Annotated in this window: 23 protein-coding genes; 12 read left to right on the top strand and 11 right to left on the bottom strand. The window is 58.9% G+C overall.

Features of this window, described 5'->3' with window-relative positions; translation table 11 throughout:
- Positions 1-19: 19 nt before the first annotated feature.
- Positions 20-487 (bottom strand): Lrp/AsnC family transcriptional regulator, encoded by a 468-nt coding sequence (locus ACUTJJ_RS10440; protein WP_386909971.1) that lies wholly within the window; start codon positions 485-487, stop codon positions 20-22.
- A 120-nt stretch (positions 488-607) separates the two neighbouring features.
- Here ACUTJJ_RS10440 and ACUTJJ_RS10435 point away from each other — a divergent pair, with 120 nt between their 5' ends.
- The 11 genes from ACUTJJ_RS10435 to ehuA all read left to right on the top strand — a co-directional run bounded on the left by ACUTJJ_RS10435 (position 608) and on the right by ehuA (position 12,520).
- Positions 608-2,086: an NAD-dependent succinate-semialdehyde dehydrogenase gene (locus ACUTJJ_RS10435; RefSeq protein WP_445542077.1), complete on the top strand. Its 1,479-nt coding sequence runs from the start codon at positions 608-610 to the stop codon at positions 2,084-2,086.
- A gap of 13 nt (positions 2,087-2,099) precedes the next feature.
- Positions 2,100-3,503, top strand: a complete 1,404-nt coding sequence (locus ACUTJJ_RS10430) for an aspartate aminotransferase family protein (RefSeq protein ID WP_445542076.1) — start codon at positions 2,100-2,102, stop codon at positions 3,501-3,503.
- 158 nt (positions 3,504-3,661) lie between these two features.
- The gene (gene ehuR / locus ACUTJJ_RS10425; RefSeq protein ID WP_445542075.1) at positions 3,662-5,110 is read left to right on the top strand and encodes a MocR-like ectoine utilization transcription factor EhuR; all 1,449 of its coding nucleotides are present in this window, start codon (positions 3,662-3,664) and stop codon (positions 5,108-5,110) included.
- Positions 5,111-5,178: 68 nt separating this feature from the next.
- The gene (gene eutB, locus ACUTJJ_RS10420) at positions 5,179-6,198 is read left to right on the top strand and encodes a hydroxyectoine utilization dehydratase EutB (RefSeq protein WP_445542074.1); all 1,020 of its coding nucleotides are present in this window, start codon (positions 5,179-5,181) and stop codon (positions 6,196-6,198) included.
- Positions 6,195-7,208 (top strand): ectoine utilization protein EutC, encoded by a 1,014-nt coding sequence (gene eutC / locus ACUTJJ_RS10415; RefSeq protein WP_445542073.1) that lies wholly within the window; start codon positions 6,195-6,197, stop codon positions 7,206-7,208. The genes eutB and eutC overlap by 4 nt, the downstream gene beginning before the upstream one ends.
- Positions 7,205-8,383: an ectoine hydrolase DoeA gene (gene doeA, locus ACUTJJ_RS10410; protein WP_445542072.1), complete on the top strand. Its 1,179-nt coding sequence runs from the start codon at positions 7,205-7,207 to the stop codon at positions 8,381-8,383. The genes eutC and doeA overlap by 4 nt, the downstream gene beginning before the upstream one ends.
- 5 nt (positions 8,384-8,388) lie before the next feature.
- The gene (gene doeB, locus ACUTJJ_RS10405) at positions 8,389-9,402 is read left to right on the top strand and encodes a N(2)-acetyl-L-2,4-diaminobutanoate deacetylase DoeB (RefSeq protein WP_445542085.1); all 1,014 of its coding nucleotides are present in this window, start codon (positions 8,389-8,391) and stop codon (positions 9,400-9,402) included.
- Positions 9,403-9,463: 61 nt separating this feature from the next.
- Positions 9,464-10,315, top strand: coding sequence for an ectoine/hydroxyectoine ABC transporter substrate-binding protein EhuB (gene ehuB, locus ACUTJJ_RS10400; RefSeq protein WP_445542071.1), 852 nt, complete (start codon positions 9,464-9,466; stop codon positions 10,313-10,315).
- A 58-nt stretch (positions 10,316-10,373) separates the two neighbouring features.
- Positions 10,374-11,039 carry an ectoine/hydroxyectoine ABC transporter permease subunit EhuC gene (gene ehuC, locus ACUTJJ_RS10395; RefSeq protein ID WP_445542070.1) on the top strand — a complete coding sequence of 222 codons (666 nt, stop codon included), beginning with the start codon at positions 10,374-10,376 and terminating at the stop codon, positions 11,037-11,039.
- Between the two features lie 12 nt (positions 11,040-11,051).
- Positions 11,052-11,744, top strand: coding sequence for an ectoine/hydroxyectoine ABC transporter permease subunit EhuD (gene ehuD / locus ACUTJJ_RS10390; protein WP_063951727.1), 693 nt, complete (start codon positions 11,052-11,054; stop codon positions 11,742-11,744).
- A complete protein-coding gene (gene ehuA / locus ACUTJJ_RS10385; RefSeq protein ID WP_063951726.1) occupies positions 11,741-12,520 on the top strand; it encodes an ectoine/hydroxyectoine ABC transporter ATP-binding protein EhuA in 780 nt (259 codons plus the stop codon). Before ehuD ends, ehuA begins: the two co-directional genes overlap by 4 nt.
- Positions 12,521-12,547: 27 nt before the next feature.
- Here ehuA and ACUTJJ_RS10380 read toward each other — a convergent pair whose 3' ends face one another.
- The 8 genes from ACUTJJ_RS10380 to ACUTJJ_RS10345 form a co-directional block, all read right to left on the bottom strand.
- The gene (locus ACUTJJ_RS10380) at positions 12,548-13,537 is read right to left on the bottom strand and encodes a hypothetical protein (RefSeq protein ID WP_445542069.1); all 990 of its coding nucleotides are present in this window, start codon (positions 13,535-13,537) and stop codon (positions 12,548-12,550) included.
- A 177-nt stretch (positions 13,538-13,714) separates the two neighbouring features.
- Entirely contained in the window at positions 13,715-14,584 is an 870-nt protein-coding gene (locus ACUTJJ_RS10375) for a D-psicose 3-epimerase (RefSeq protein WP_445542068.1), read from the bottom strand.
- A gap of 65 nt (positions 14,585-14,649) precedes the next feature.
- Positions 14,650-15,315 carry a nucleoside triphosphate hydrolase gene (locus ACUTJJ_RS10370; RefSeq protein ID WP_445542067.1) on the bottom strand — a complete coding sequence of 222 codons (666 nt, stop codon included), beginning with the start codon at positions 15,313-15,315 and terminating at the stop codon, positions 14,650-14,652.
- Positions 15,316-15,352: 37 nt separating this feature from the next.
- Positions 15,353-16,204: a sugar phosphate isomerase/epimerase family protein gene (locus ACUTJJ_RS10365; RefSeq protein WP_445542066.1), complete on the bottom strand. Its 852-nt coding sequence runs from the start codon at positions 16,202-16,204 to the stop codon at positions 15,353-15,355.
- A gap of 1 nt (position 16,205) precedes the next feature.
- Positions 16,206-17,201: an ABC transporter permease gene (locus ACUTJJ_RS10360; protein ID WP_144578690.1), complete on the bottom strand. Its 996-nt coding sequence runs from the start codon at positions 17,199-17,201 to the stop codon at positions 16,206-16,208.
- Positions 17,198-18,214: an ABC transporter permease gene (locus ACUTJJ_RS10355; protein WP_445542065.1), complete on the bottom strand. Its 1,017-nt coding sequence runs from the start codon at positions 18,212-18,214 to the stop codon at positions 17,198-17,200. Before ACUTJJ_RS10355 ends, ACUTJJ_RS10360 begins: the two co-directional genes overlap by 4 nt.
- Positions 18,207-19,697 (bottom strand): sugar ABC transporter ATP-binding protein, encoded by a 1,491-nt coding sequence (locus tag ACUTJJ_RS10350; protein WP_445542064.1) that lies wholly within the window; start codon positions 19,695-19,697, stop codon positions 18,207-18,209. Before ACUTJJ_RS10350 ends, ACUTJJ_RS10355 begins: the two co-directional genes overlap by 8 nt.
- A gap of 117 nt (positions 19,698-19,814) precedes the next feature.
- Positions 19,815-20,792: a substrate-binding domain-containing protein gene (locus tag ACUTJJ_RS10345; protein WP_063951719.1), complete on the bottom strand. Its 978-nt coding sequence runs from the start codon at positions 20,790-20,792 to the stop codon at positions 19,815-19,817.
- A 239-nt stretch (positions 20,793-21,031) separates the two neighbouring features.
- Here ACUTJJ_RS10345 and ACUTJJ_RS10340 point away from each other — a divergent pair, with 239 nt between their 5' ends.
- The gene (locus ACUTJJ_RS10340) at positions 21,032-22,111 is read left to right on the top strand and encodes a LacI family DNA-binding transcriptional regulator (protein WP_445542063.1); all 1,080 of its coding nucleotides are present in this window, start codon (positions 21,032-21,034) and stop codon (positions 22,109-22,111) included.
- 58 nt (positions 22,112-22,169) lie between these two features.
- Here the strand turns inward: ACUTJJ_RS10340 and ACUTJJ_RS10335 are convergent, their stop codons facing one another.
- Both ACUTJJ_RS10335 and catB read right to left on the bottom strand, forming a co-directional pair.
- Positions 22,170-23,489, bottom strand: a complete 1,320-nt coding sequence (locus tag ACUTJJ_RS10335) for a putative bifunctional diguanylate cyclase/phosphodiesterase (RefSeq protein ID WP_445542062.1) — start codon at positions 23,487-23,489, stop codon at positions 22,170-22,172.
- A 279-nt stretch (positions 23,490-23,768) separates the two neighbouring features.
- Positions 23,769-24,398 carry a type B chloramphenicol O-acetyltransferase gene (gene catB / locus ACUTJJ_RS10330; protein ID WP_445542061.1) on the bottom strand — a complete coding sequence of 210 codons (630 nt, stop codon included), beginning with the start codon at positions 24,396-24,398 and terminating at the stop codon, positions 23,769-23,771.
- Between the last annotated feature and the right edge of the window lie 144 nt (positions 24,399-24,542).

Here is a 24,542-nt window from a genome sequence, read left to right as displayed (position 1 = left end):
ACTTGTGAACCGCAAGTCGTCAAACCTCGATCGGAAAGGAAAATCCGGCCTTTACACGATCCATGACGACCATGGTCTTGAAGCCCTTGATATCGTGGTTCTCATAAAAAAACCGGCGGGTGAAAGCCTCGTAGTCCTCCATGTCCTTGGCGGTGATGACCAGAATGAAATCCGCGTCGCCCGTGACGTAATAACCGATCATGACTTCGCGGGTCGCGCGGATAGCCGCCTTGAAGCGATCGACGATATCGGCGCGCTCGCGCTCGAGTGAAACGAGTACGATCATGGTAATGCCGCGGCCCACCGCCTTCGGCGAGACGATGGCGACATCTGCCTCGATCACCCCCTCTTCACGCAGGCGTTTGAGGCGCCGCTGGCACGCGGTTGGCGAGAGGTTGACGATCTTTGCCAACTCCTCCGAGGTCAGACGGTTGTTCTTCTGAACGGCTTCGAGCAACGCCCGGTCGGCTCTATCGATATCGGTCATGCACAATTCCTGCGTCTTCACCCCATAAAGAGCATTATTCCTGCACCAAGGCATACAGAAACGCTGCCGATCAATGATGCCTTGCCGGTAAGCTTCCCGCAACGGAAAAGGAGCCTGCCCATGAAAGCCATCGCCGGCGTTGCGCTTAGAAGCCTGAAAAGGCCAGACCTCGTTGAGCATCGCGCGTTGCTGGATGGGCAATGGATAGGACGGCGGGAAACGCTTCTCGTCACCGATCCGGCAAATGGCGAGCCTCTGCTCGATGTTTGCGCCTGCACCGAAGATGACGTCGAGGTTGCCGTGGAAGCAGCTGGCAGGGCGTTTGCGACGTGGCGGGACATGCTGCCGGGCGAACGCGGTGACATTCTGCGGGCATGGGGCCGGCTAATGCGCGCCAACGCCGGCGATTTAGCGGTAATCATCACTGCCGAGCAGGGAAAGCCGCACTCTGAATCGCTCGGCGAAATTTCCTACGCTGCCGCCTTTCTCGACTGGTTTGCGAGCGAAGGTGAGAGATCCTACGGCGAAACAATTCCGAGCCACCTCAAAGGTGGTAATCTTTCCGTGCGGATGCAGCCGATCGGCGTGACGGTGGCCATCACCCCCTGGAACTTCCCCTCGGCCATGATCGCTCGCAAGGCGGGCGCCGCCCTTGCTGCCGGCTGCACGATGATTGTCAAACCCGCGCCTGAAACACCGCTTTCGGCACTGGCCCTGGCGAAGCTCGCGCAGGACGCGGGCATGCCGGCCGGCGTATTGCAGGTTTTGCCGGGAGAAGCCGCACCACTTGCGCGCCGCCTGCTGGAGCATACGGAGGTAAGGGCATTTTCCTTCACCGGCTCGACGGAGGTGGGACGGCTCCTCCTCACGCAATCGGCGGCGACTATCAAGAAAGCATCGCTGGAACTTGGCGGCCACGCTCCCTTCATCGTCTTCGCCGATGCGGACCTGTCCCAGACCGTGAAGGGCTGCCTCGCAGCCAAATTCGCCACATCGGGACAGGACTGCCTTGCGGCAAATCGCATCTATGTTCAACGCGGGCTTTATGACCGCTTCATTGAGCGGTTTGCCGACGCGACTTCAAGACTGACCGTTGGCCATGGTCTTGAGCCTGGCATCGACATCGGGCCAATGACACGACCGTCCGTCGCCGAAAAGTGCCGTCAGCAGATCGCGCAGGCACTTTCTGCCGGTGCACGCCTCGTCTGCGGCGGCCAGGACAGTCCGCTCGGGGGCAATTTCGTCACTCCCACCGTGCTCGCCGATGTGACGGACGAGATGCTGATCGCGCGCGAGGAGACCTTCGGGCCGGTGGCCGCCATCCTGCCCTTTGATGATGAGCGGGAGGTCGTGAGACGCGCCAATGCGACGGAGATGGGCCTTGCTGCCTATCTTTACACCAACGATCTCGGCCGGGCGATGCGCCTGACCGACCAGCTGGAATACGGCATGGTTGCCGTCAACACACCGAAATTTACCGGCGCGCCGATCCCCTTCGGCGGCTGGAAACAATCCGGCCTTGGCCGCGAGGGCTCGCGTCACGGCCTCTTGGAATATCTCGAACCCAAATATGTCTGCTTCGGCAATCTGGCTGCCTGAAAGGAACCCGCCTATGACCATCGACATCAAAAATATCGCGGAAATGGATCGAAATGCGGTTCTGCATCCCTTCACGCAGCTGAAGGACTTCGCCAGCGGCAAGCTCGGGGAACCGACCATCGTTGAAACCGGTAAGGGCATCCGCATTCAGGACGCGGATGGCAAGCAGTTGATCGATGGCTTTGCCGGGCTTTATTGCGTCAATGTCGGCTATGGTCGCACCGAGGTGGCGGAAGCCATTTCCCGTCAGGCCTATCGGCTCGCCTACTATCACTCCTACGCCGCCCACACGACAGACGAACTGGCGATGCTTTCAGACCGGCTGGTGAAGATGGCTCCCGGCAAGATGAGCAAGGTGTTTTACGGCATGTCGGGCTCGGACGCCAACGAGACCCAGGCCAAACTCGTCTGGTATTACAACAACCTGCGCGGCAAGCCGGAGAAGAAGAAGATCATTTCCCGCGAGCGTGGATATCACGGCTGCAGCGTGGTTTCCGGCTCCATGACCGGCATGAGCTTTTATCATGACCACATGGACCTGCCGCGCGCTGGCGTGCTGCATACCGGCGTCCCCCACCATTATTGGGGCGCTGAAGCCGGTGAAACCGAGCTGGAATTCTCAAAACGGCGCGCCGACGAACTGGAAGAGCTCATTCTGCGCGAAGGCCCCGACACGATCGGCGCTTTCATTGCCGAACCGGTGCTCGGTACGGGCGGCATCACGCCACCGCCGGAAGGCTATTGGCCGGCGATACAGGATGTTCTCAAAAAATATGATGTCCTGTTGATCGCCGACGAGGTCATCACCGGCTTTGGTCGCACGGGCTCCATGTTCGGTTGTCAGCACTACGGCATCGAACCGGACCTTATCACCGTCGCCAAGGGTCTGACTTCGGCCTATTTCCCGCTCTCAGGCGCCATCGTTGGGGAAAAAGTCTACAAGGTGATGGAGGACGGCGCTGATCGCGTCGGCGCCTTCTCGCACGGCTATACCTATTCCGGCCACCCGATCGGCGCGGCGGCCGCAAATGCCGTGCTCGACATTGTCGAAAAGGAAGATCTGCCCGGCAACGCGCGGGCCGTCGGCAGCTATTTTCAAGAGCAGTTGAAGGCGAAGTTCGCACAGCTTCCAATCGTCGGCGAAGTGCGTGGCGTGGGCCTGATGGGCGCTATCGAATTCGTGGCGGACCGGGAAAAGAAGACACGTTTTGCACCGGGTCTTGCGGTTGGCGCACGCGTTTCGAAGGCAGCACGCAATGGCGGCCTCATTGCGCGGGCCATGCCACATGGCGATATTCTGGGCTTCGCACCACCCCTGGTGACAACAAAGGCGGAGGTGGACGAGATCATCGCCATCGCCGAATCCGCCGTTCGCAGCGTTATGGACGATTTGGTGAGGGCAGGAGAAAAAATCTGACGCAGCATCGGCGTCGAACAACTGCAACTGCTGCTCATTTCGACGGCAACTGCGCCTCTTTGCAGCGCAGTTGCCGTCTGCGCTGCATAAGGCTTCATCTTTTCGCCGAACCGTGCATAATGTCATGAAATCCGCTTCGTCTAAAACGAGACAATTTCATGCGCCGTCAAGCCAATCCGATGAACTCCGATCCGGTTTCCGCAACCAAACCGGTGGCGTGGCGCCCGTCGCTCACCAAGCAGAAGGGCGAAACGAAACATTCGGCACTGACCGAACGCATCATCGCCGATATCGACGCCGGCGTTCTGAAGCCGATGGACCGCATGCCGACCCACCGCGATCTGGCGCGTGAACTCGGACTGTCTGTCCAGACCGTCAGCCTGTCCTACAAGGAGGCTGAACGGCTGGGTTATCTCAGCGGCGAGATCGGCCGAGGCACCTTCGTGAAGACACGGGTGACGGACCGCGCGGGCCGCATGATGCTCGACCACAGCCCGACCGAGGTACTTGACCTCTCCATTATCAGGGGCGTCTATCTCGACGAGCATGAGAGCGCCTCGCGCGCCATTTTGCGTGAGATGGCAGAGGGGGACAATTCCGGCTTCATGCGCCCGTGCCGCCCCGTCGCAGGCCTCGAGAGCCACCGGGAAACCGCGCGCTCCTGGCTTGGAATGATGGGTGTTAGCGCAGGGGCGGAACGTATCCTCGTCACCAATGGCGCAGCTCACGGTATTTTCCTCGCTCTGAGCTGTATCATTCGCTCGAACGACGTGGTTCTCTCAGAAAGTCTGACGGACCATGGCATTATCGGCCTGTCGAACATCCTCGGCTTCAGCCTCAAGGGCCTGCCCACGGATGAGGAGGGCATATTGCCGGATGCGCTAGAGGCCGCGTGCGCAGCCGGAGGTGTGCGCGCGCTAGTGCTCATTCCGACCCTCAACAATCCGACCGGACATGTATCGGGCCCGGCGCGACGGCAGGCGATCGCCGCTATCGCTGAACGCTATGGCATCTTTGTCATTGAAGACGAAGTCTATCGGCCGATCATCGAGGATGATCTGCCATCCATCACTGAAATGCTGCCTGATCTCGGCTTTTTCGTCACCAGCTTCACCAAAGCGGTCCTGACGGGACTGCGCGTCGGCTATCTTGTCGTGCCGCCGGCCTACTCCATCCGCGCCGCGTCCATCCTGCGGGTGTCGAGTTGGAGCGGAACCTATCTCACGGCCGAAATAGCGACGCGCTGGGTCGAAAACGGCACTGCCTTGCGGCTGCTGGATGTGCAGCGCGCCGAGGCAAGGGCGCGGCAGAAAATTGCCGTGGATATCTTAGGCCAGCATATCGCCTCGACCCATCCCCTTTCCTTCTGCGCCTGGCTGAAGGTCCCGACGCGCTGGACGGAGGACGGCCTGGTGCGCGCGCTGACGACCCAGAATGTCGCGGTGACCCCATCGGAACCATTCATTGCCGGGCCCGGCCATGGCGGCGGCATCCGCATATGCCTCGGCGGCCGCCTCAATCATGCAACTCTTATCAAAGCTTTGACAACAGTGCGACAGACCTTTGAACAACTGCCGCCCGTCTACGATATCGGTTCAATCGGCTGAGGTCGTCACCCGAAAATCATTGAATCATTACAATATAATAATTGACATGATTTTACTTCGCCCACAACATGACAATCATGAAGAGCGAAAACCTGTCCATGTCGGTTTACAAGAACCCGCTGCCGGTCTCACTGGAAGCGATAGAGCAGGCTGCGGTGCGGCTCGAGGGAAGAGTTGAGCGAACACCGTTGGTTCGCTCAGGCAATCTTTCCGAACGCGTCGGTCATCCCGTTCACCTGAAGCTTGAAACCCTTCAGCCTGTCGGCGCTTTCAAGCTGCGCGGTGCGATGAACGCCATACTCTCGCTTGACGATGAGGCACGCAGGCGTGGTCTCGTCACCGCCTCCACTGGCAATCATGGTCGGGCGGTCGCCTATGCAGCAGAGAAACTCGGTATTCCCGCCACGATCTGCATGTCGTCGCTGGTGCCGGCGAACAAGGTTGAGGCGATCCGCGCGCTCGGTGCGGAGGTCCGAATTGTCGGCAGGTCGCAGGATGACGCGCAGGAGGAGGTGGACCGCCTGACCAGAAGCGGCGGGCTCACCGCTATCCCCCCGTTCGATCATGCCGACATCGTGGCTGGCCAGGGGACGATAGGCCTCGAGGTCGTTAAAGACATGCCCAACCTGGAAACAATTCTCATTCCTCTCTCGGGCGGCGGTCTCGCGGGCGGTATCGCCGTCGCGGTGAAGGCGCTGAAACCGGAGGCGCGGGTCATCGGCATTTCCATGGAGCGAGGCGCGGCCATGCATGCGTCGGTCAAAGCCGGCCGGCCCGTCTCGGTCCTAGAGGAAGAGACGCTGGCAGATTCGCTCGGCGGCGGGATCGGACTGGCAAACCGCGTGACATTTTCCCTTTGCCAGCAACTCCTCGATGAGATCGTGCTGCTCTCAGAAAATGAGATCGCAGACGGCATCCGCCATGCGGCACGCGAAGAGGGGCTGATAGTTGAAGGCGCTGGCGCCGTTGGTTTTGCCGCTATCCTCTCTGGCAAGGTCAACGTCGGCGGCCCAACCGCCATCATCGTATCGGGCGGAAACATCGACCCCGCGGTCCACAAGAGGATCGTCGACGGAGGCGTCGCATGAGCCGTATCACCATTCTCACGGAAAAAGACCTGCGCGCCGTCGTGAAGTTCGACCTTTCCGCGGTTGACTGTGTCGAGCAGGGCTTCGCCGCCCTTGCAACGCAAGCTGTTGCCATGCCGCCCATCATGCGGCTCGATATTCCCGAATTTCGCGGCGAAGTGGATGTGAAGACTGCCTACGTGCCGGGTTTCGACGGCTTTGCCATCAAGGTCAGTCCCGGCTTCTTCGACAATCCAAAGCTTGGTCTGCCGAGCCTCAACGGTCTCATGATCCTTTTCAGTGCAAGGACGGGGCTGGTAGAGGCCCTGCTTCTCGACAACGGTTATCTCACCGATGTGCGCACCGCTGCGGCCGGCGCTGTCGCGGCGCGGCATCTGGCGCGAAAGGACGCGTCCGTCGCGACGATTTTCGGGGCAGGCATGCAGGCGCGTCTGCAGCTCGAGGCTTTGACGCTGGTGCGGTCGATCAAATCGGCCCGGATCTGGGCCCGCAACCACGACAAGGCTGAAAAGCTCGCAACCGATTTTTCCAGAGAGCACGGCATCGACGTTTCCGCGGTTAATGATCCACAGGCAGCTGTGCGAAACGCTGACATCATCGTCACCACGACACCGGCCGAAAAGCCGATCCTGCTCGCAGACTGGCTGGAAGACGGCCAACATCTGACCGCGATGGGATCGGATGCCGAACACAAGAACGAGATCGATCCGTCCGTATTCGCCAAGGCGCTCTACGTCGCGGACAGGCTTACGCAGACCCGCATTCTCGGCGAATTGCATCACGCGATTGCCGCCGGTCGCGTCGAACGGGATCAACCTTTCGCCGAGCTTGGGCACGTGATTGCCGGCAAGGCGCGGGGCCGTCTGTCGGCCAACGACATCACCTTTGTCGATCTGACCGGCACCGGCGTGCAGGACACAGCCATCGCCAATCTCGCCTTTGCCCGCGCCAAAGACGCGGACAGCGGCCAAATCATCGAGAACAGCGTAACAATGGGAGACGCAGCGTGAGCGTATCGCTGAACTTTACGCGCGAGGAATATGCCGCGCGCCTGTCTAAAACCCGCAAGGCCATGGAAAAGGCCGGTATTGACCTGCTTGTGGTCACTGATCCATCCAATATGCATTGGCTGACAGGTTACGATGGCTGGTCCTTCTATGTCCATCAGTGTGTGCTCGTGCCGCCAGAAGGCGAACCAATCTGGTACGGCCGCAAACAGGACGCCAATGGTGCCAAGCGCACGGCATACCTCGGCCACGACAATATTATCGGCTACCCCGATCACTACGTTCAATCGACCGAACGGCACCCGATGGACCTGTTGTCGCAGATCATCGAGGAACGGGGCTGGTCCGGCCTGACGGTCGGTGTCGAAATGGACAATTATTATTTCTCGGCAGCAGCCTTCGCTTCGCTGAACAAACATCTGCCAAATGCAGGTTTCAAGGATGCCGCCGGCCTCGTGAACTGGCAGCGTGCTGTCAAAAGCCCGACCGAACTCGACTATATGCGCAAGGCCGGCAAGATCGTGGAACTGATGCACAAGCGCATTGTCGACGTCGTTGAACCGGGCATGCGCAAGTGCGATCTCGTGGCTGAAATATACGATGCCGGCATTCGTGGCACCGCAGAATTCGGCGGCGATTACCCCGCCATCGTGCCGCTCCTTCCTTCCGGTGCCGACGCCTCCGCGCCGCACCTGACGTGGGACGACAAGCCGATGCGCTCAGGCGAAGGCACCTTCTTCGAAATCGCCGGTGCTTACAAGCGGTATCATTGCCCGCTGTCACGCACCGTCTTTCTCGGCAAGCCGACACAGGCATTCCTCGATGCGGAAAAAGCAACGCTCGAGGGTATGGAGGCCGGTCTTTCCGCAGCCAAGCCCGGCAACACCTGCGAAGACATCGCCAACGCCTTTTTTGGCGTGTTGAAAAAATACGGGATCATCAAGGACAACCGAACTGGCTATCCGATCGGACTTTCTTATCCGCCAGATTGGGGCGAGCGCACCATGAGCCTTCGCCCCGGCGACCGCACGGAGCTGAAACCCGGCATGACGTTCCATTTCATGACCGGCCTGTGGCTGGAAGACATGGGGCTCGAGATCACCGAAAGCATCGCCATCACCGACACCGGTGTCGAGTGCCTCTCCAATGTGCCGCGGCAACTCTTCGTGAAAGGCTGAGGATGATGTTGAAGACCGCGCTTCGCCCCTCCCCGATCACGCCCTCCGTCGATTTCGACGCCAAGGGCGTGCAACACGGTCATCTGCGGCTGCCCTACAGCCGCGATGACAGTGCCTGGGGTTCGGTGATGATCCCGATCTGCGTTATCGCCAATGGTGAGGGGCCGACCGCCCTTTTGACCGGCGCCAATCATGGTGACGAATATGAAGGGCCGGCCGCGCTTTTCGAACTCGCCCAGACACTCGACCCAGCCGAGGTGAAAGGCCGCATCATCATCGTCCCAGCGCTCAACTACCCGGCCTTCCGTGTCGGGACGCGCACCTCGCCCATCGACCGGGGAAACCTCAACCGCAGCTTTCCCGGCCGCCCTGATGGTACCGTGACAGAGAAGATCGCCGACTACGTCACCCGTCATTTGATACCGCTCGCGGATATCGTTCTCGATTTTCACTCCGGCGGCAGGACGCTTGATTTCCTGCCCTATGCAGCGGCTCACGAGTTGCTCGACAAAACTCAGGAAAGCCGCTGCTTTGATGCGGTGGTCGCCTTTGCCGCCCCTTACTCAATGAAGATGCTGGAAATCGACGCCGTCGGCATGCTGGACACGACGGTCGAGGAAATGGGCAAGGTCTTTGTCACCACCGAACTCGGCGGGGCCGGCACGGCGAGCGCGAAATCGATCGATATCGCCCGCAAGGGCATCGTCAATCTGCTGCGCCACGCTGGCATATTCACCGGTTCGCCCGTTCCCGCGCCAAGCCGTTGGCTAGATATGCCCTCCAGTGACTGCTTCACCTTTGCTGAAGACGACGGTCTCGTTGTCTTCGTCCGCGATCTGGGAGACGCGGTCACGGCAGGTGAAACAATTGCCCGGGTTTACCCTATCGGCAAAACCGGCCTTGCGCCTGTCGATTACCGAGCATCCATCAGTGGCCTGCTCGCTGCACGCCACGTTCCCGGCCTTATCAAGGCCGGCGACTGCCTTTCCGTCATCGCCACGGTCACGGAGAATACCTAGCCAGAAGAAACACCGTGAGATCCGAAAACGGACCACGCAACCCAACCAGAGGAGTAAGAACATGCGTATGACAAGACTTGCCGGCCTTTCCGCCCTCGCCCTTGCCATCGGCGCGACGTCAGCCAGCGCGCTGACCGTCGAAGAAGTCAAAAGCCAGGGCTATATCCGGGCCGCCACGGCGAATGAGGTGCCCTATTCCTACATGCAGCCAGATGGCACTTCCGCCGGTATAGGCCCGGATGTGGCCAATGCGGTTCTGAAATCGATGGGCATCGAAGAGGTCAACTGGACAGTGACGCCCTTTGGCACGCTGATCCCCGGCCTCAAGGCCCGTCGCTTTGATTTTGCCGCCGCCGAACAGAATATCTCGCCCGAACGCTGCAAACAGGTTGCCTTTACCGAACCGAATTCGTCCTATGGCGAAGGCCTGCTGGTGAAGAAGGGCAACCCGAAAAAGCTGACCACCTATGCCGACATCGCCAAGGACCCTTCGTTGAAGGTGGCCGTCGTGTCGGGCGCGAACAATGTCGATTTCCTGCGCGCCGTTGGCGTCAAGGAAGAACAGATCGTCTTCATCCCCGCCAATGCCGATGCCATTCCCACCGTCCAGAGCCGCGCCGACGCCTATGCGGCCACGGAGTTGACGGTGTCGGAACTCGCCAAGGGTCAGGCAAACGTTGAGCAGGTGAAGCCCTTCACTGATCCGATCGTGAAGGATACGCCGGTACGCAATTACGGCGGTTTCGCGTTCCGCCCGGAAGACAAGGAGCTGCGTGACGCCTTCAACGCCGCCCTCGTCGAATTCCGCAAGACGGACGACTACAAGAAAATCCTCGCCAAATACGGCCTCTCCGAACAGAGTATCGCGGCAGCGGCCGAAAAGAAGGTCGCCGATCTCTGCGCCGGCAAATAATGCCAGCCGGCGTCCGGGCATAACCGGGCGCCGTTCCTCGGGAATTCGGGAAAGCTCCATGGACATGACTGCCTATCTGCCGATGTTGTGGCAAGGCGCCGTCGTCACCATGACGATTACGCTCGCAGCCCTTGTCGTCGGCACGGTGCTCGCTTTTTTCTTCGGCATTCTGCGCGTCGAGGGCGGACCGATCCTGTCGGCAATCGCGCTTTGCTATACGGAAGTGTTCCGCGGCACCTCGCTGCTGGTTCAGCTCTTCTGGTTTTATTATGCCCTGCCGCTGGTCGGGTTGAGCTTCGATCCGATCACGACGGGGGTGCTGGTGCTTGCTGCCCATGCCGGAGGTTACGGAGCGGAAATCGTTCGCGGCGCGCTGTCTTCCGTCTCGGTGCAGCAGCTGGAAGCCGCACGCGCACTGAACTTCACGCGGATGCAGACACTGTTTCGCATTTCGCTGCCGCAGGCGGTGGTGGAAATGATGCCGGCTTTCGGAAATCTCGCCATTGAAACGCTGAAGCTTTCTTCGCTCGTCTCGCTGATCTCGATTGCCGACCTCACCTTCGCGGCGCAGTCGATCCGCAACCTGACGCTCGATAGCGCCAGCATCTATTCGGTCACGCTGTTTTGTTATTTCGCGATGTCGTTGATCCTGATGGTGGTCACTCGGGTGATCGAACGCTTCGTGCGCCGTGGCAACGTCTTCCCGCGCACGCGCCATTCGTAAGGATATCTTCTCATGATGTATGGTTACGAATGGGACACGACCACCTGGCTCACCTACACCACCTCGATCCTGCCCATCATTCTGATCGGGCTTACGGTGACGCTGAAAGCCGCCGCCGCCGGTTTTGCCATTGCGCTGGTTCTGGGGCTGGTCTTCGCCCTGCTGCGCCGCAGCCGGGTGAAGATGATCGCCTGGCCGACTGCGCTTGTGGTTGAATTCCTGCGCGATACGCCGCTTCTGGTGCAGCTGTTCTTTCTCTATTACGTGCTGCCGGATTTCGGCATTGTCCTGCCGGCGTTTCTGACTGGCGCGCTGGCGCTCGGCCTGCAATATGCCGCCTATACGTCCGAGGTCTATCGCGGCGGCATTGAGGCGGTGCATCACGGGCAATGGGAGGCAGCGACGGCGCTTAATCTCACACGCATGCAGACCTACAGGGATATCATCATCCCGCAGGCCATTCCGCGCATCGTTCCGGCCATGGGCAACTATCTGGTTGCCATGATCAAGGAGACGCCTGTGCTTTCAGTCGTGACGGTTCTTGAAATGATGGGGCTTGCCAACATGATCGGCGAGCGAACTTTCGAATATCTGGTACCGCTGACGCTTGTCGGCCTGATCTTCCTCCTTCTGACCATAATCTGCTCGGCAGGCCTCAGCCGCCTGCAAAGGGCGCTTCCAAAAGCAGGAATACCCTTGCGATGACCAATCACATCAATCAGCCACTGATCGAATTTTCCGACGTCACGAAACGCTTCGGCATTCTGACGGTGCTCGATCAGTTTAATTTCAACGTCGCGAAGGGCGAGAAGGTCACCCTCATAGGTCCCTCCGGCTCCGGCAAGTCAACGGTTCTGCGCATTCTCATGACGCTGGAACCATTCCAGGAGGGAAAGCTGACCCTTGCCGACATGTCCTACCATGAGCCGGGAGGCAAAGGACCTTTCAAAGCCTCTGAAAAGCATCTTCGCCAGATCAGGAACCATGTCGGCATGGTTTTCCAGAGCTTCAATCTCTTCCCTCATATGACCGTGCTGCGCAACATCGTGGAAGCGCCGGTGCGGGTGCTCGGCATCAGCCGGGGAGAGGCCGAGGCGCGTGCGCTCGAACTGTTGAAGATGGTCGGACTTGCGGACAAGAAAGATCATTATCCTGTTCAGCTTTCTGGTGGCCAACAGCAGCGTGTCGCCATTGCCCGCTCGCTTGCGATGCGCCCGCGTGTCCTACTTTTTGACGAGCCCACTTCGGCGCTTGACCCGCAGCTGGTCGGCGAGGTGCTGTCCGTCATCCGCGACCTTGCCCATGAGCATGATCTGACCATGCTCCTCGTCACCCACGAAATGCGGTTCGCCCGCGAAGTCTCGGACCGCGTCTGTTTCTTCGACAAGGGCCGTATCTGTGAACAGGGAAAACCGGACGAAATCTTCGGCCAGCCTCGGGAAGAACGGACACGCGAGTTTCTTTCGTCCGTCCTGCGGTGAATGCAACAGGCGCCGTCGCCAGAAATTTCAATCCGGTCGGATGGAAAGAACCTTACCGTCGCGGCTCAACACCATTGACCTGCCTGCCTCTGGTGCTGTGAGACCGGCAGACGGCCTCAGCCACCAGGCACCAGGATATTCCCCTCGGATTTGCCGGGTATTGAGGTTGATCTCGGTGCCGGGCGGGAAGCGATCCATGCCGACGCTCTTCTCTTCAGACAGCTTGGCACTGCGAATTTCGTAAAGCTTGCGTCCTTCATCAAATGCTAACGTTACGTCTTCAAGGCCAAAATCGTCGATGCGGACAACCTGCCCTACTGGCGTATCAACAATCCACCTGTCTCGATCGACAAAACCGTCGATATAGACGTTGCCGGTGGATGAACGGACGGACGTGCCCTTTGGCAGGCGGATACCATCGACGACATTGCCATCGGCAAGAACACATCTGGTGAAAGCGGAAATGTCGCCATCTGGTTTGAGGTCGAACTCCACTGGCTGCGTTGCGTCACAGCGCCATGCGCTCTGGATGGCCACGCCTTCGCCGATCATCTGCATATTGTCAGGGGTAAAGCCGATCGTCTCGTAATTCTCGTTGGTTTTGATCGAAATATAACGCTCAATCTCCACGGCGTCGATATTCGCCACGGACACGGGATGCGGAAACAGCGCGCGATTGAAGGATTCCGGTGTATTGGCGACCGCCAGTTCCAGTTTCGTGCCTTTGGGCATATCGATCTGGCCATGCCGTGCGGGCGCCGAAAGCTCCGGCCGATAGCTTGCCCTCCTCTCGTTTTCATAGGCACTCATCTGGAGGTAAAAATCGCCGATCTGCCACAGGGTGAATAGGGCGACAGCGGTTACCAGCCCGTAGGGCAGGATCATCGGGCGCTTCCAGCGTCCTGCCGCATATCGAACAAGAAGACTTAAGGTCCAGACCACCCAGCCGCATGTCGTGACGAGAAGGAAGGCGAGGAGAAGCAGCGCTTCTACAGATGGGAGTGCGACAGGGATCATAAAAACCAGCGGCCTTTGGCGGATCGTCCTGATCCTGAAGAGACTCTGGAGCTTTAGCCCCAAGCGATCGTCTGTTCAACTCGCCTATGACGGCTGGGGCGGCAATCCGCCCATAGCGATGACTGTTTGGGCCGGGCGACCGCAGATGCGACCGCCCGGGCAGCATATTATCGCAAATCAGCCACCAAGGACGAAGCGGGAGAACGCCAGCGAATTGCGGGCATCCTCGTCCATTTTCGCGATGTCGGCGCCTTCACTGAGGTCACGCCAGACCTTGATATCCGAGCCAATGGTGCCTCCGGTCTTGACGAAAGGCTCCATGACGACCGCTCCGCTGTAATTGATCTCGCGGAGAGCCTGACCGATTTCATGCCAGGGCATCCTGCCTTTGCCGGGAACGCGGCGATTGCTTTCACCCGTGTGGAAATGGCCTAGCAACGGCCCAGCCGTCCGGATGGCCTCGCCAAAACTGTCTTCCTCGATATTCATGTGGAACGTATCCAGCATGACTTTCACATTGTTCTTGCCGACATCCTTCACGAAGGTAACACCTTCGGCCGCAGTATTAAGAACATGGTTTTCGAACCTGTTCAAAACCTCAATGCACAGGTTGATACCGAGATCGTTGGCGAAATCGGCAATGCCGTTGATGCCTTCGACGCCGCGCGCATAGTCGCCTGCCTTGTCGACCGGCTGCGAATAATCGATAGGCCAATAGGAGTGCAATGCCCCGCCAATGGTGCGGATATCGAGCCTGGCGACATTGGAAAGGGTTCGTTCAAAGAATGCCTTGCCGGCAGCACGCACCGAAGCATCCTCTGACGAAAGGTTCTTCGTTTTCGACGGGCCGATGCCGGCGGTGAGCATGATGCCGTTATCCCTGGCGCTCTGCCTGATGGTCGCGAGTTCGGCGTCGCTATATTCATTGATGTGGTGGGCGGCGACTTCGATGATATCGAAACCGAGCTTGGCGACCTTTTCGATATAGGGGCCAAACTTGGCGCTCCACTCATGTTCCCAGTAAGAATAATAGATGCCGTGTTTCATGGTGTCTCTTTCGCTTTTCTGTTTCGCTTGACTTTGAATGGGGAGGCGCCGTCATTCAGGCGGGCTCAGGACGCCGCACTTTTCCCCGGATTTCTGATGCGAATATCCGGCTCTGCGCTTGTGGACGTGATGAAGCGGCCATTGGGAAGATCGTTCTCCTCCACCTTGCGGTTGATCTCCTCCTCGCCGAGACCGAAACCAAGCCATCGGTCCCGCAGCCGCGCACGCAGATCGTCCTCCTCGACATCGACGAGGACAGTGAGATCGAAGATCGGTTTCAGACGATCCCAAGGCGTTTCTCTGGCGAGGAGATAATTGCCCTCGCAGACGATGATATCGACGGATTGAGGGATCAGCCGGCCGCCGGCGCGGGCAATCTCGATGGCGCGATCAAAGACCGGCACGGCAACGACATCGTCCTCATTGGCTTTCAGACGCTCAAGCATATGGCGCAGACCGTGGGCGTCAAAGGTATCGATAGCGCCCTTGAAGGCGCGGCGGTTCATCGCCTCAAGCACGGCATCGTCATAATGAAAGCCATCCATCGGAAACAGCGCAGCGGACACACTGTTGCCCGCGTTCAGGGCATCGACCACACGTTCGGCGATGGTTGATTTTCCCGATCCGGGGGCGCCCGTAATGGCAATCATCACGCGCCGGCCATTCGAGCCGGCGAACCGTTTCAGCGCGAGGCCTGCAATTTCACCGGCATTATCGTCAATTTTACCCAAGGTGCCCCTCGCCTCGAAAAATGGTTATCGCCACCCGCTACTCGAAAATCCGGTACTGATTTGCCTTGTCGCGTAGAAAGGCCAGTCCCTTTGCGAGGGACTCTTCGGCGCTGGCCGCGACGGGCCGCCACGTCGAAATCGCGCCCGCCATCGCTTCCGGCATCGCGGCAAAGCCCTCAAGGGCAAGGACGCCACTGAACCTTATGGCCGCGAGCGCCGAAAACACCTCGTCCCAGGCAACGTTGCCGAAGCCCGGAGTGCCGCGATCACTTTCCGACATATGCATGTATTTCAGGTGATTGCGGGCGGCGATGATGCCATTGGCGATGCCCTTTTCCTCCATATTCATATGGAAGGTATCGAGATGGATGAAGACGTTGTCGGCACCGATCCGTTCCACCAGCGCCACCGCCTGTTCGGCGGAGTTGAGCAGATGGCTCTCGTAGCGATTGACGGTCTCGATGCCGAATTGCAGGCCGAGCGCTTTTGCGTGGGTGGCGGCCGCGGAGAGCGCCCTCGTCAGATTGTCATATTCGCCCTGCGTCGGCGGAAATCCGGTTCGCTCATTGGTGCCGCCATAGGTGACACCCGTCAGCGCTTTCGCCCCCATGGCGGCAGCCTTGTCGAGTGCGGCCTTGAGATGTTCGACGGCGGCTTGCGGACGGACGGACGCCCAGGCCGGCTCTGGAAGCACAAGCGAACAGACCGCGCTGAGATCATGCCGTTCCAGCAAGCTGCGCGTGTGTTCCGCATCGACGGAGGCAATATCGACAAGCGGGATTTCGATGAAATCCTGACCATAAGCAGCGGCACCGGCTATGGCGTGGGCGGCATTTTCGTGGTCCCATTTCAAAGACCACATCATTGCGTGAACACCGAGGCCTTTCACGTCATACCTTCTTTCTGAGAGATGCGAAGTAACTGGAAAACAGACCGCGCGCCGCCATGACGACGATCATCAGCACGCCCCACAGCGCGGTGGCCAGATGCTGGTTGGCGCCGAGAAGATTGAGGCCGGACGACAGGAGCTGCAGCACGATGAGCGCGACGAAAACGGGCAGCACCCGGCCGAAACCGCCGAACGGATTGATGCCGCCGAGAAAGGCCGCCAGCACCGTGATCAGCAGATAGGATTCTCCATGACCGACACGGACGGAGTTGAAACGGGCAAGCATGATGATGCCGGCGACAGCACACATCAGACCCGAGAGCGTATAAACGAGCACCTGGATCTTGCGGGTGTTGAGGCCGGAATAACGCGCGGCCTCGATGTTCGAGCCGATCATCAACAGGCCGAAGCCGAGTTTGGTACGCGTTAACAACACATGCCAGAGGCCGACGCAGACGATAAAAATAAGAAGCGGGATTGGCAGGCCGAGAAGCGTACCGTGACCGAGTGGCGCCATATAGGCGGGGAACCCTGACACGTCGCCGCCGCGGGTCAGAAATTCGCCGAGGCCGCGCAAAAAAATCATCATCGACAGCGTCACCAGAATGGGGTGCGCGCGGGTATAAGCGATCGCCGCACCCGTCATGGCACCCGCAGCCCCGCCGGTGGCAAATGCAGCAAGGCAGGCAAAGAAGAAGGCGCTCGGCGGCGCATCCACACCGCCATGGGCCTGGAGTACCCAAGCTGCGGCAAGTCCTGAAAGATTGGCCGCAAAGGTGACTGACAGATTGATCCCGCCCGTCAGCAGTGGCAGCAGCATCGCCAGCGTGAGAAGGCCCAGTTCCGGCAGCTGAAAGGCCACCGAGCCGAATGTCGCAAGCGAGAGAAAGTTATTCGCGAACGTTCCGAAGATGAGCATGACTGCGATGAAGGCAATCACCGGCCCCGCCATGTCCGGACCGAAGATCGCATTGAATTTCCTGACGAGGCTGCTCATCGCAGGGCGCTCCCCTTCTTTGCGGATGTCCGTAAGACGCTCGGCAAAAGCTTGTCGAACCGGGTGGAAGAGAGCGTGATGGCGATGAGAATGATGGCACCGACGATCATTTTGAACGCAAAGGGAGATACCCCCATCAGGTTGAGGCCGTTCTGGGTGATCGACACCATCAGCACCCCAAGCACGCAGCCAATGACCGAGCCCTTTCCGCCGCCAAGTCGCGCGCCGCCGAGGACGGTTGCGGCAAGAACATCGAGCTCGCGGCCATAAAGCGCGTTCGGTACCACCTCCTGCGCGTAATGGGCCTGCATCAGCCCGGCAATGCCTGCCATCAGGCCAAGCCAGCCGAAGGAAATGTAATGCATGGCGCCGATATTGATGCCGAAGCGGCGTGCGCCTTCCGGGTTGTCGCCGAAAGCGTAAAGTTTGCGCCCGACGGTGGTGCGCGAAATCATAAACCAGGTGGCAACACAGCAGAGGATCATCACCACCACAGGCAGCGTCAGCTCGACCCAGGAACCATCGGGCATTTCACGCTCGTAAAACACGACCCTCGTCGAAAGCCACTCCGGCAAGTCGTAGATCGATACGCCCTTGGTGAAGAACATCAACAGCCCGAAGAAGATGTTGAAGGTGGAGATGGTCGCGACGATGGAGATGATGTTGAGCCGCCAGACGAGGAAGGCGTTGACGAAGCCGAGACCAAGGCCAACAGCACCGGCAATAATGAACCCTTCCGCCCAGTTGCCGCCGCCGAGCGCGGTGAGCGCCAGAACGGTGACATATTGAACGACGGAAGCGGCGACCGCGAAGGAAATGTCGATACCGCCAGAGATTAGCACGACAAGCAGGCCGACCGCGAAGATGATGTTGACCGCCGACACATTGAGCACATCAAAGGCGTTGGAAATGGTGAGGAAACGGTCGGTGGCGAAGGAAAGCCCGGTGCAGAGCAGGACCATGACCACCAGCAACGTGAATTCGGTCGTGTGTCCGAGGACGAGCCTACGCATAGATGGCGGCCTCCAGTTCGGTCAGCGACAGCCGCCGCGGATCATAGGTGGCGTGGAACCGGCCTTCGACCATGTGGATGACCCTGTCTGTATTGAAATAGACCTCCGGCGCTTCGTCGGAGATAACGATGATCGACAGGCCTTCTGCCGCGAGCTTGCGGACGATTTCGAAGATGCCGGCGCGCGCCCCGACGTCGACTCCAACTGTGGGTGCGTCGAGGATGAGGATTTTTGGTCCTATCGCCAGCCATTTGGCAATTGCCACACGCTGCTGGTTGCCGCCTGAGAGCGTGCGGATCGGATCTTCCGGCAGGCCGATCTTCACCCCGAGCGCTGAAATCCAGCGGGAAACGACATCCGCCTTTTTCGATGGCGAGATGAGGCCGCCGCTCAGCAACTTATCGAGCGAGGCCATGACGAGATTGTCGGCAATGGACTGCGGCTGATTTAGACCCAGCGAGAGCCGGTCTTCGGAGAGATAGGCGACACCTGCCTCAATCGCATCCCGGTTGGAATGAAACTCGACCTTCTTTCCATCGATGAGAATTTCTCCCGATTGCGGTCGGTGCATGCCAAACAGCGTCAGGGCCAGCTCCGTGCGCCCGGCACCGAGAAGGCCGGTGATCCCGAGCGTTTCTCCGCGCCGCAGATCGAAGGAAACATCCTCGAACTCACCCGCCCGGCTCAGGCCGCGCACGGAAAGAACAACCGGCTTGTCATCGTGATCGGCGGCAATGACGGCGCTGTCAAAGTTGCGGCCAGTCATCAGCTCGGTCACGCGCGACTGCGTCATGCCTTCGACCGGGAAAACACCAACAAGCGATCCGTCCCGCAAAACGGTGATCCGATCCGATATCTCGAGCACTTCCGCCAGACGGTGCGAAACGAAGACGACCGCGACACCGGATGCCGAGAGGTTGCGGACGATGTCGATCAGATAATCCGTCTCCGACTGCGTCAGGGACGCGGTAGGTTCGTCCATGAAAACGAGACGGGCTTCGCCAACCAGCGCACGGGCAATCGCCACGATCTGGCGCTGGGCAATCGGCAGCTCCTTGAGGGGCTTGTCAAGATCAAACGACACGCCAAGCCGCGCCAGCGCCCTTGCCGCAGCTTTTTCAATGGCGCGCTTGTCGACGAGGCCAAATTTTCCATTTACCGCAAACTGGAAGCCAATGTTTTCGGCCACTGTCATTTCGTCGAACAGCGCCAAGTCCTGCCAGATCACCTGTATCCCAAGCGATTGCGCAAGCGTCGGGGTCATCGCCGCAATGGGCCTGCCGTCGAAGTAGAGCTCAGCACCGCTTTCCGGCGTATAAACGCCGGTTATCACTTTAATGAGCGTGCTCTTGCCGCAACCGTTTTCGCCGGCGAGGCAATGGACTTCGCCCGGATTGACTTCGAAGGCAACACCCTTGAGGGCGCGCACGCCACCAAACGTGACCTTGACATTCTTGAGGGACAGGAGCGGTTCTGCGCTCATGATAGCGTCAATCTCCTTTCGCCCCGAATGGTTTTCAAACGTGGCGCTCGGCATGAAATTGAGATCGGTGTCGCGCGGGGCATTTTTCCCGCGCGACACCTTCGGCCTTGGGGAGGATCAGAGGCCCATGGAAACGAGCTTGTCGATGCTTTCCTTGTCGATCTTCAGGAGCTGATCGACAACAATGGTATTACCTTCGGGGTTGATGGTACCTAGGCCTTCAATGTTGTCACCTGCCTTCGGGGTCTCACCCTTGGCGATGCGGTCTGCGAGCGTTACGAATACCTCACCCGCCTGTTTCGGGTTCCACATAAAGCCGCCGGTCAGTGCGCCTGACTTGATGAGCTTGGCGCCCTGTCCCGGCGAGAATGGGCCGATAACGAAGACCTTGCCGTCTTTGCGGCGCTCCTCAACCGCGCGGCCGGCACCGATGGGTCCCTGTGAACCGAACGCCAGGAAGCCCTTGAGATCGGCATTGGCCGACATCAGGTCGAGCGCCGTCGAACGGCTCTTGTCCAGGTCTTCAGCGACCCCGTAGCGATCACCGACGAGCTTCATGTCTGGATAGTTTGCCTTGATGTAGGCGATCGCAGCATCTGCCCAGGCGTTGTGGAGCGGAACGGTGAGCGAACCGACGAAAACGGCATAGGAACCCTTGCCGCCCATCTTTTCCGCCAGCAGCTTTCCATGCGCTTCACCAAAGCCTTTGGCGGATGCGAGTTCGAAATCCCAGTCGGCACCGAGCTGTTTGGGCGATTCATGGGTAATGACCTTGATACCGGCGGCCTGGGCTTTTTTGAGCACAGGCTCCAGCACCTTGGCGTCATTCGGCACCACACCGATGAAGTCCACCTTCTGGGCGATCAGATCTTCGATAGCGCGGACCTGCAGAGCCGGGTCGGCGCTTGTCGGACCGACCATGAAACCATCCACGCCGAGCTTTTTGCTTTGCTCCTTGATCCCGGCTTCCATGGCGTTGAACCACGGAATACCACCGATCTTAACGACGACGCCAACCTTCGGCCCTTCGGCGAAAGCTGCGGATGAGAGCAGCGCGAGCGACAGACCAACCGCCGCACCAATAATCTTCTTCATTGAAGTCCTCCTCAAAAATTGGCAAACGAAACCCGCCCGCAGCATGTTCTTAACCGCCGCGTTCAAAATTTCTCATCTCGTTTATTCGAGACTCTCCCTTTGCCACTCCCACAGCAACCATCCTTGCACAATCGATATTGCCAATATGCACAATCGATGGTGCAATAACCATATCATGAAGCGCCCTTCCGTCAAGAGGACGCCTGCTCTAATAATCAGAATCAGTTGGGGAGATCACAGTGACGGACATAAGTTCCAAGAAGGCCACGATATACGACCTGTCGATATTGTCCGGCGCATCCGCGTCGACGGTCAGCGCCGTCCTGAACGGATCATGGCGAAAAAGACGGATCTCCGAGGAGACGGCCAACAAAATTCTGTCACTTGCCAAGACGCACCGCTACACCACTAACCTGCAGGCGAGAGGGTTGAGGAGCTCGAAATCGGGACTCATTGGTCTCCTGGTCCCGATCTATGACAACCGATTCTTTTCCTCGATGGCGCAGACATTCGAGGGCCAGGCACGCAAGCGCGGCCTTTCGCCCATGGTAGTATCCGGCCGGCGGGATCCTGAAGAGGAGCGGCGTACCGTCGAGACATTGATTGCCTACTCCATCGATGCGCTCTTCATTGCCGGCGTAACCGATCCTGACGGCGTGCACCAGGTTTGCGCGCGGGCGGGACTGCCGCATGTCAATATCGATCTTCCAGGCAAGTATGCCTCGTCGGTGATTTCCGACAACCGGCACGGCGCGCAGATACTGACCGCGGCGATCCTTGCCCATGCCGCGAAGGCAGCGGCGCTCGGGCCTGACGACGTCGTTTTGTTCGGCGGTCACGATGACTACGCAAGCCGTGCGCGAATTGATGGCTTCCACGCGGCCAAAGCCGCCCATTTCGGCATGGAGGGCGGGGACGATATCGAAATCACGGGTTATTCGCCTCGCATGACAGAACTGGCGTTCGAACGGTTCTACGAACGCAGGGGCCGCCTGCCACGCTGCTTCTTCGTCAACTCATCAATCAATTTCGAAGGGCTGCTGCGTTTCATGGGGCGCCACGATGGCGAGGCCTTTGGCGACATCGTCGTCGGCTGTTTCGACTACGACCCCTTCGCATCCTTCCTTCCCTTCCCGGTCTACATGGTCAAGCCTGATATTGCGCGGATGCTTGAGAAAGGTTTCTACCTGCTGGAGGAGAACCGGAGCGATCCCGAGGTCATCATCATCGAGCCAAAGCTCATCCCGCCGCGGACCGCTCTGGAGGGGCCGCTCGACGACATTTGGGACCCGGTTTCGCTGCGCCGGAGGGCAGAATGACGATCCCCGACTTCGGGCGATCTGGAGACGATTTACAACATCGCTGCTTTTCGGCGGATTAGGTGCGGGCCGCGTATTGCTCGAATTCTGCTAGACAAGTCGGTCGTCCAAAAAAATAACCCTGAAAAAGCTCGCAGCCGTATGACAGCATCATGCGCAACTCTGCTTCCGTCTCCACCCCTTCGGCAAGGACCTCCAGGGAGAGATCATGTCCCATCCTGACAATGTTTTTTGTTATTGCCGCCAAGCGCCCGCTTTCACTCACGCCCTTAACGAAGCTTCGATCGATTTTGAGCTGCTTTAAAGGCAATTGGCGTAGATAACTCAGCGACGAGTAACCCGTTCCGAAGTCATCAAGCGCGATAGCAAACCCGGCGTGATGCAGCAGCTTCATCTTGGTAATGGCGGCTTCTATATCCGAAAGGAAAACGCTTTCTGTCAGTTCCAGCTTGAGCAACCGTGCGTCAATGCCATTTGATGAAACGGCTTCGAGAAGCTGAGCGGAAAATCCCGCATCCACGAAGTGGTCCGCCGTGATGTTGATCGACAATGTGAGGTGGCGCATTGAAGCTTTAGATTGCCAACGGGCAAGCGTCGTGCAGGCCTCGGCAATCACCCACGCACCGAGCGTCGGCATGAACCCCGTGCGTTGCGCAAGCGGGATGAATTCCGCGGGCGGTATATGGCCCCGCTTGGGATGGTTCCAGCGCAAAAGCGCCTCCGCACCGCTCAGCGAACCGTCCGTCCGCACCTGCGCCTGATAGAAAAGCTCGAATTGCCCGTTGGAGAGTGCGGATCGCAGCTCGAGTGCATTTTTTGTCTGGCTTCGGAACTGAGCCTGCATCGCTGCGACGCCACCGCACAACATACCCGTTGCGAATATGCCGTTGAACCATGCGCTGACGCTTCGGACATCCTGTGAAATCGGGGTGCTGAAAGGGAGGTTGGCGGCGGAAGCACACAGGAAAATGAAAGCCAGAAGACCCGCCGTAATAACGATAAACTGCGGGAGCGAGCGCTGACGTTGAAAATTCATATAGCCGACGAAAACGATGACGAGGAGGTAGAGGTGCGTCGTTCTTGGAACCGCCGCGTCCTGAACATCGATAAATAGCGAATACCAGCAGACAAACAGGGTGCAAGCGATCTGAGCGAGAATGAGACCGCATGAAAAATGGCCCCTCAGGCAAATCACCCAGCACGGGATGACTGCGACGCCAAGCAGAAGAAGGCTGACCGCGATATTCCAGCGTCCTGTCAAAACGAAGAAGAGGAACCAGCCAGTCCCCAGCGCAAGACCAAGCCATGCGGCTATGCGGCACAGGAGATGAAGGTGCTGCGAATATTCCTCACGGTCTCTGGTCTTTTGAAAGGGCATGCTGGCCTTGCTTGATATGAAAAGCGGCGAGCCCGCTCCTTGCTGGAAAAGCCGGCAGGACGCTAGAGCAACACCACCGCACTTGCGAGATTTCCGGCAACGGGGTTAAACAAAGCGGAATCCGGTGCGACTAATTTTCATCACCAATATCTGTCCAGGCTCTCGTATCGGCGTCTTCACACAGCCGCCGAATGCCAGCGTATAAAACCTGGACTGTTCTCATCCGCAGCCACAAGTGCACAGGCCCGCCCCCGGTGAGGCGGGCCTGCCTTAACAAGACTAGGTCAAGTCGGATTGCCAGAAGCGATAAAGCTCCGAGACATTGCCGCCGGTCATGAGTGGCATCGCAGCCTTCAGTTGCTGCGCCTGCCAATTCCACCATTTCATCTCGAGTAGCATCGCGATGCTGTCATCATCGAACCGCTTTCGGATGGTTTTCGCGGGATTGCCGCCAACGATGGCATAGGGTTCAACATTCTTCGTCACAAGAGCCCGCGTCCCGATCACGGCGCCGTCGCCCACCGTAATGCCGGGCATGATGATCGCTTCTGAGCCGATCCAGACATCATTGCCGATAACGGTGTCGCCAGCAGGCAGATAACCGTTCGCGGCATTCTCGAATTCCGGCACCTCCGGCATGAAGAAAAACGGGAAGGTGCTGATCCACTCGTTACGATGGCCCTGATTACCGGCCATGATGAAAGCGGCGCCTGAACCTATCGAGCAGAAGCTCCCGATAATCAGCCTGTCTGCGCCTTCATCGGGCAAAAGATAACGGGCGCAATCCTCAAAGCTATGGCCGTGATAGTAGCCGGAGTAATAGCTGTATTTCCCGACCACAAGGTTCGGGTTCCCTACCTGCTTATCAAGCGTGACGCCCCTGAAAGGGCTTTCAAAATAGTTTTCCATGGAGATGATCTCACTGCATCTGGTCGCATTCGCTTGCCTTCAGACAAGCCTGTGCCGAACGCAAGCCAGCCGGCTTTGCGTCGGATGCTCCTCGCGCGCAGGCGGGAGCTAGATGCAGGTGATACTCGAGGTTTTTATCATGCG

The organism is Agrobacterium sp. DKPNP3 (assembly GCF_052686535.1).
Note: the sequence above shows the minus strand (reverse complement) of the source record. Positions and strands in the feature narration are given on the sequence as shown.

What these genes read in the sequence shown, in the direction of transcription:
- ACUTJJ_RS10440 (WP_386909971.1), bottom strand. Translation starts at nt 487, where the DNA reads ATGACCGATATCGATAGAGCCGACCGGGCGTTGCTCGAAGCCGTTCAG.
- ACUTJJ_RS10435 (WP_445542077.1), top strand. Translation starts at nt 608, where the DNA reads ATGAAAGCCATCGCCGGCGTTGCGCTTAGAAGCCTGAAAAGGCCAGAC.
- ACUTJJ_RS10430 (WP_445542076.1), top strand. Translation starts at nt 2,100, where the DNA reads ATGACCATCGACATCAAAAATATCGCGGAAATGGATCGAAATGCGGTT.
- ehuR (WP_445542075.1), top strand. Translation starts at nt 3,662, where the DNA reads ATGCGCCGTCAAGCCAATCCGATGAACTCCGATCCGGTTTCCGCAACC.
- eutB (WP_445542074.1), top strand. Translation starts at nt 5,179, where the DNA reads ATGACAATCATGAAGAGCGAAAACCTGTCCATGTCGGTTTACAAGAAC.
- eutC (WP_445542073.1), top strand. Translation starts at nt 6,195, where the DNA reads ATGAGCCGTATCACCATTCTCACGGAAAAAGACCTGCGCGCCGTCGTG.
- doeB (WP_445542085.1), top strand. Translation starts at nt 8,389, where the DNA reads ATGTTGAAGACCGCGCTTCGCCCCTCCCCGATCACGCCCTCCGTCGAT.
- ehuB (WP_445542071.1), top strand. Translation starts at nt 9,464, where the DNA reads ATGCGTATGACAAGACTTGCCGGCCTTTCCGCCCTCGCCCTTGCCATC.
- ehuC (WP_445542070.1), top strand. Translation starts at nt 10,374, where the DNA reads ATGGACATGACTGCCTATCTGCCGATGTTGTGGCAAGGCGCCGTCGTC.
- ehuD (WP_063951727.1), top strand. Translation starts at nt 11,052, where the DNA reads ATGATGTATGGTTACGAATGGGACACGACCACCTGGCTCACCTACACC.
- ehuA (WP_063951726.1), top strand. Translation starts at nt 11,741, where the DNA reads ATGACCAATCACATCAATCAGCCACTGATCGAATTTTCCGACGTCACG.
- ACUTJJ_RS10380 (WP_445542069.1), bottom strand. Translation starts at nt 13,537, where the DNA reads ATGATCCCTGTCGCACTCCCATCTGTAGAAGCGCTGCTTCTCCTCGCC.
- ACUTJJ_RS10375 (WP_445542068.1), bottom strand. Translation starts at nt 14,584, where the DNA reads ATGAAACACGGCATCTATTATTCTTACTGGGAACATGAGTGGAGCGCC.
- ACUTJJ_RS10360 (WP_144578690.1), bottom strand. Translation starts at nt 17,201, where the DNA reads ATGAGCAGCCTCGTCAGGAAATTCAATGCGATCTTCGGTCCGGACATG.
- ACUTJJ_RS10355 (WP_445542065.1), bottom strand. Translation starts at nt 18,214, where the DNA reads ATGCGTAGGCTCGTCCTCGGACACACGACCGAATTCACGTTGCTGGTG.
- ACUTJJ_RS10350 (WP_445542064.1), bottom strand. Translation starts at nt 19,697, where the DNA reads ATGAGCGCAGAACCGCTCCTGTCCCTCAAGAATGTCAAGGTCACGTTT.
- ACUTJJ_RS10345 (WP_063951719.1), bottom strand. Translation starts at nt 20,792, where the DNA reads ATGAAGAAGATTATTGGTGCGGCGGTTGGTCTGTCGCTCGCGCTGCTC.
- ACUTJJ_RS10335 (WP_445542062.1), bottom strand. Translation starts at nt 23,489, where the DNA reads ATGCCCTTTCAAAAGACCAGAGACCGTGAGGAATATTCGCAGCACCTT.
- catB (WP_445542061.1), bottom strand. Translation starts at nt 24,398, where the DNA reads ATGGAAAACTATTTTGAAAGCCCTTTCAGGGGCGTCACGCTTGATAAG.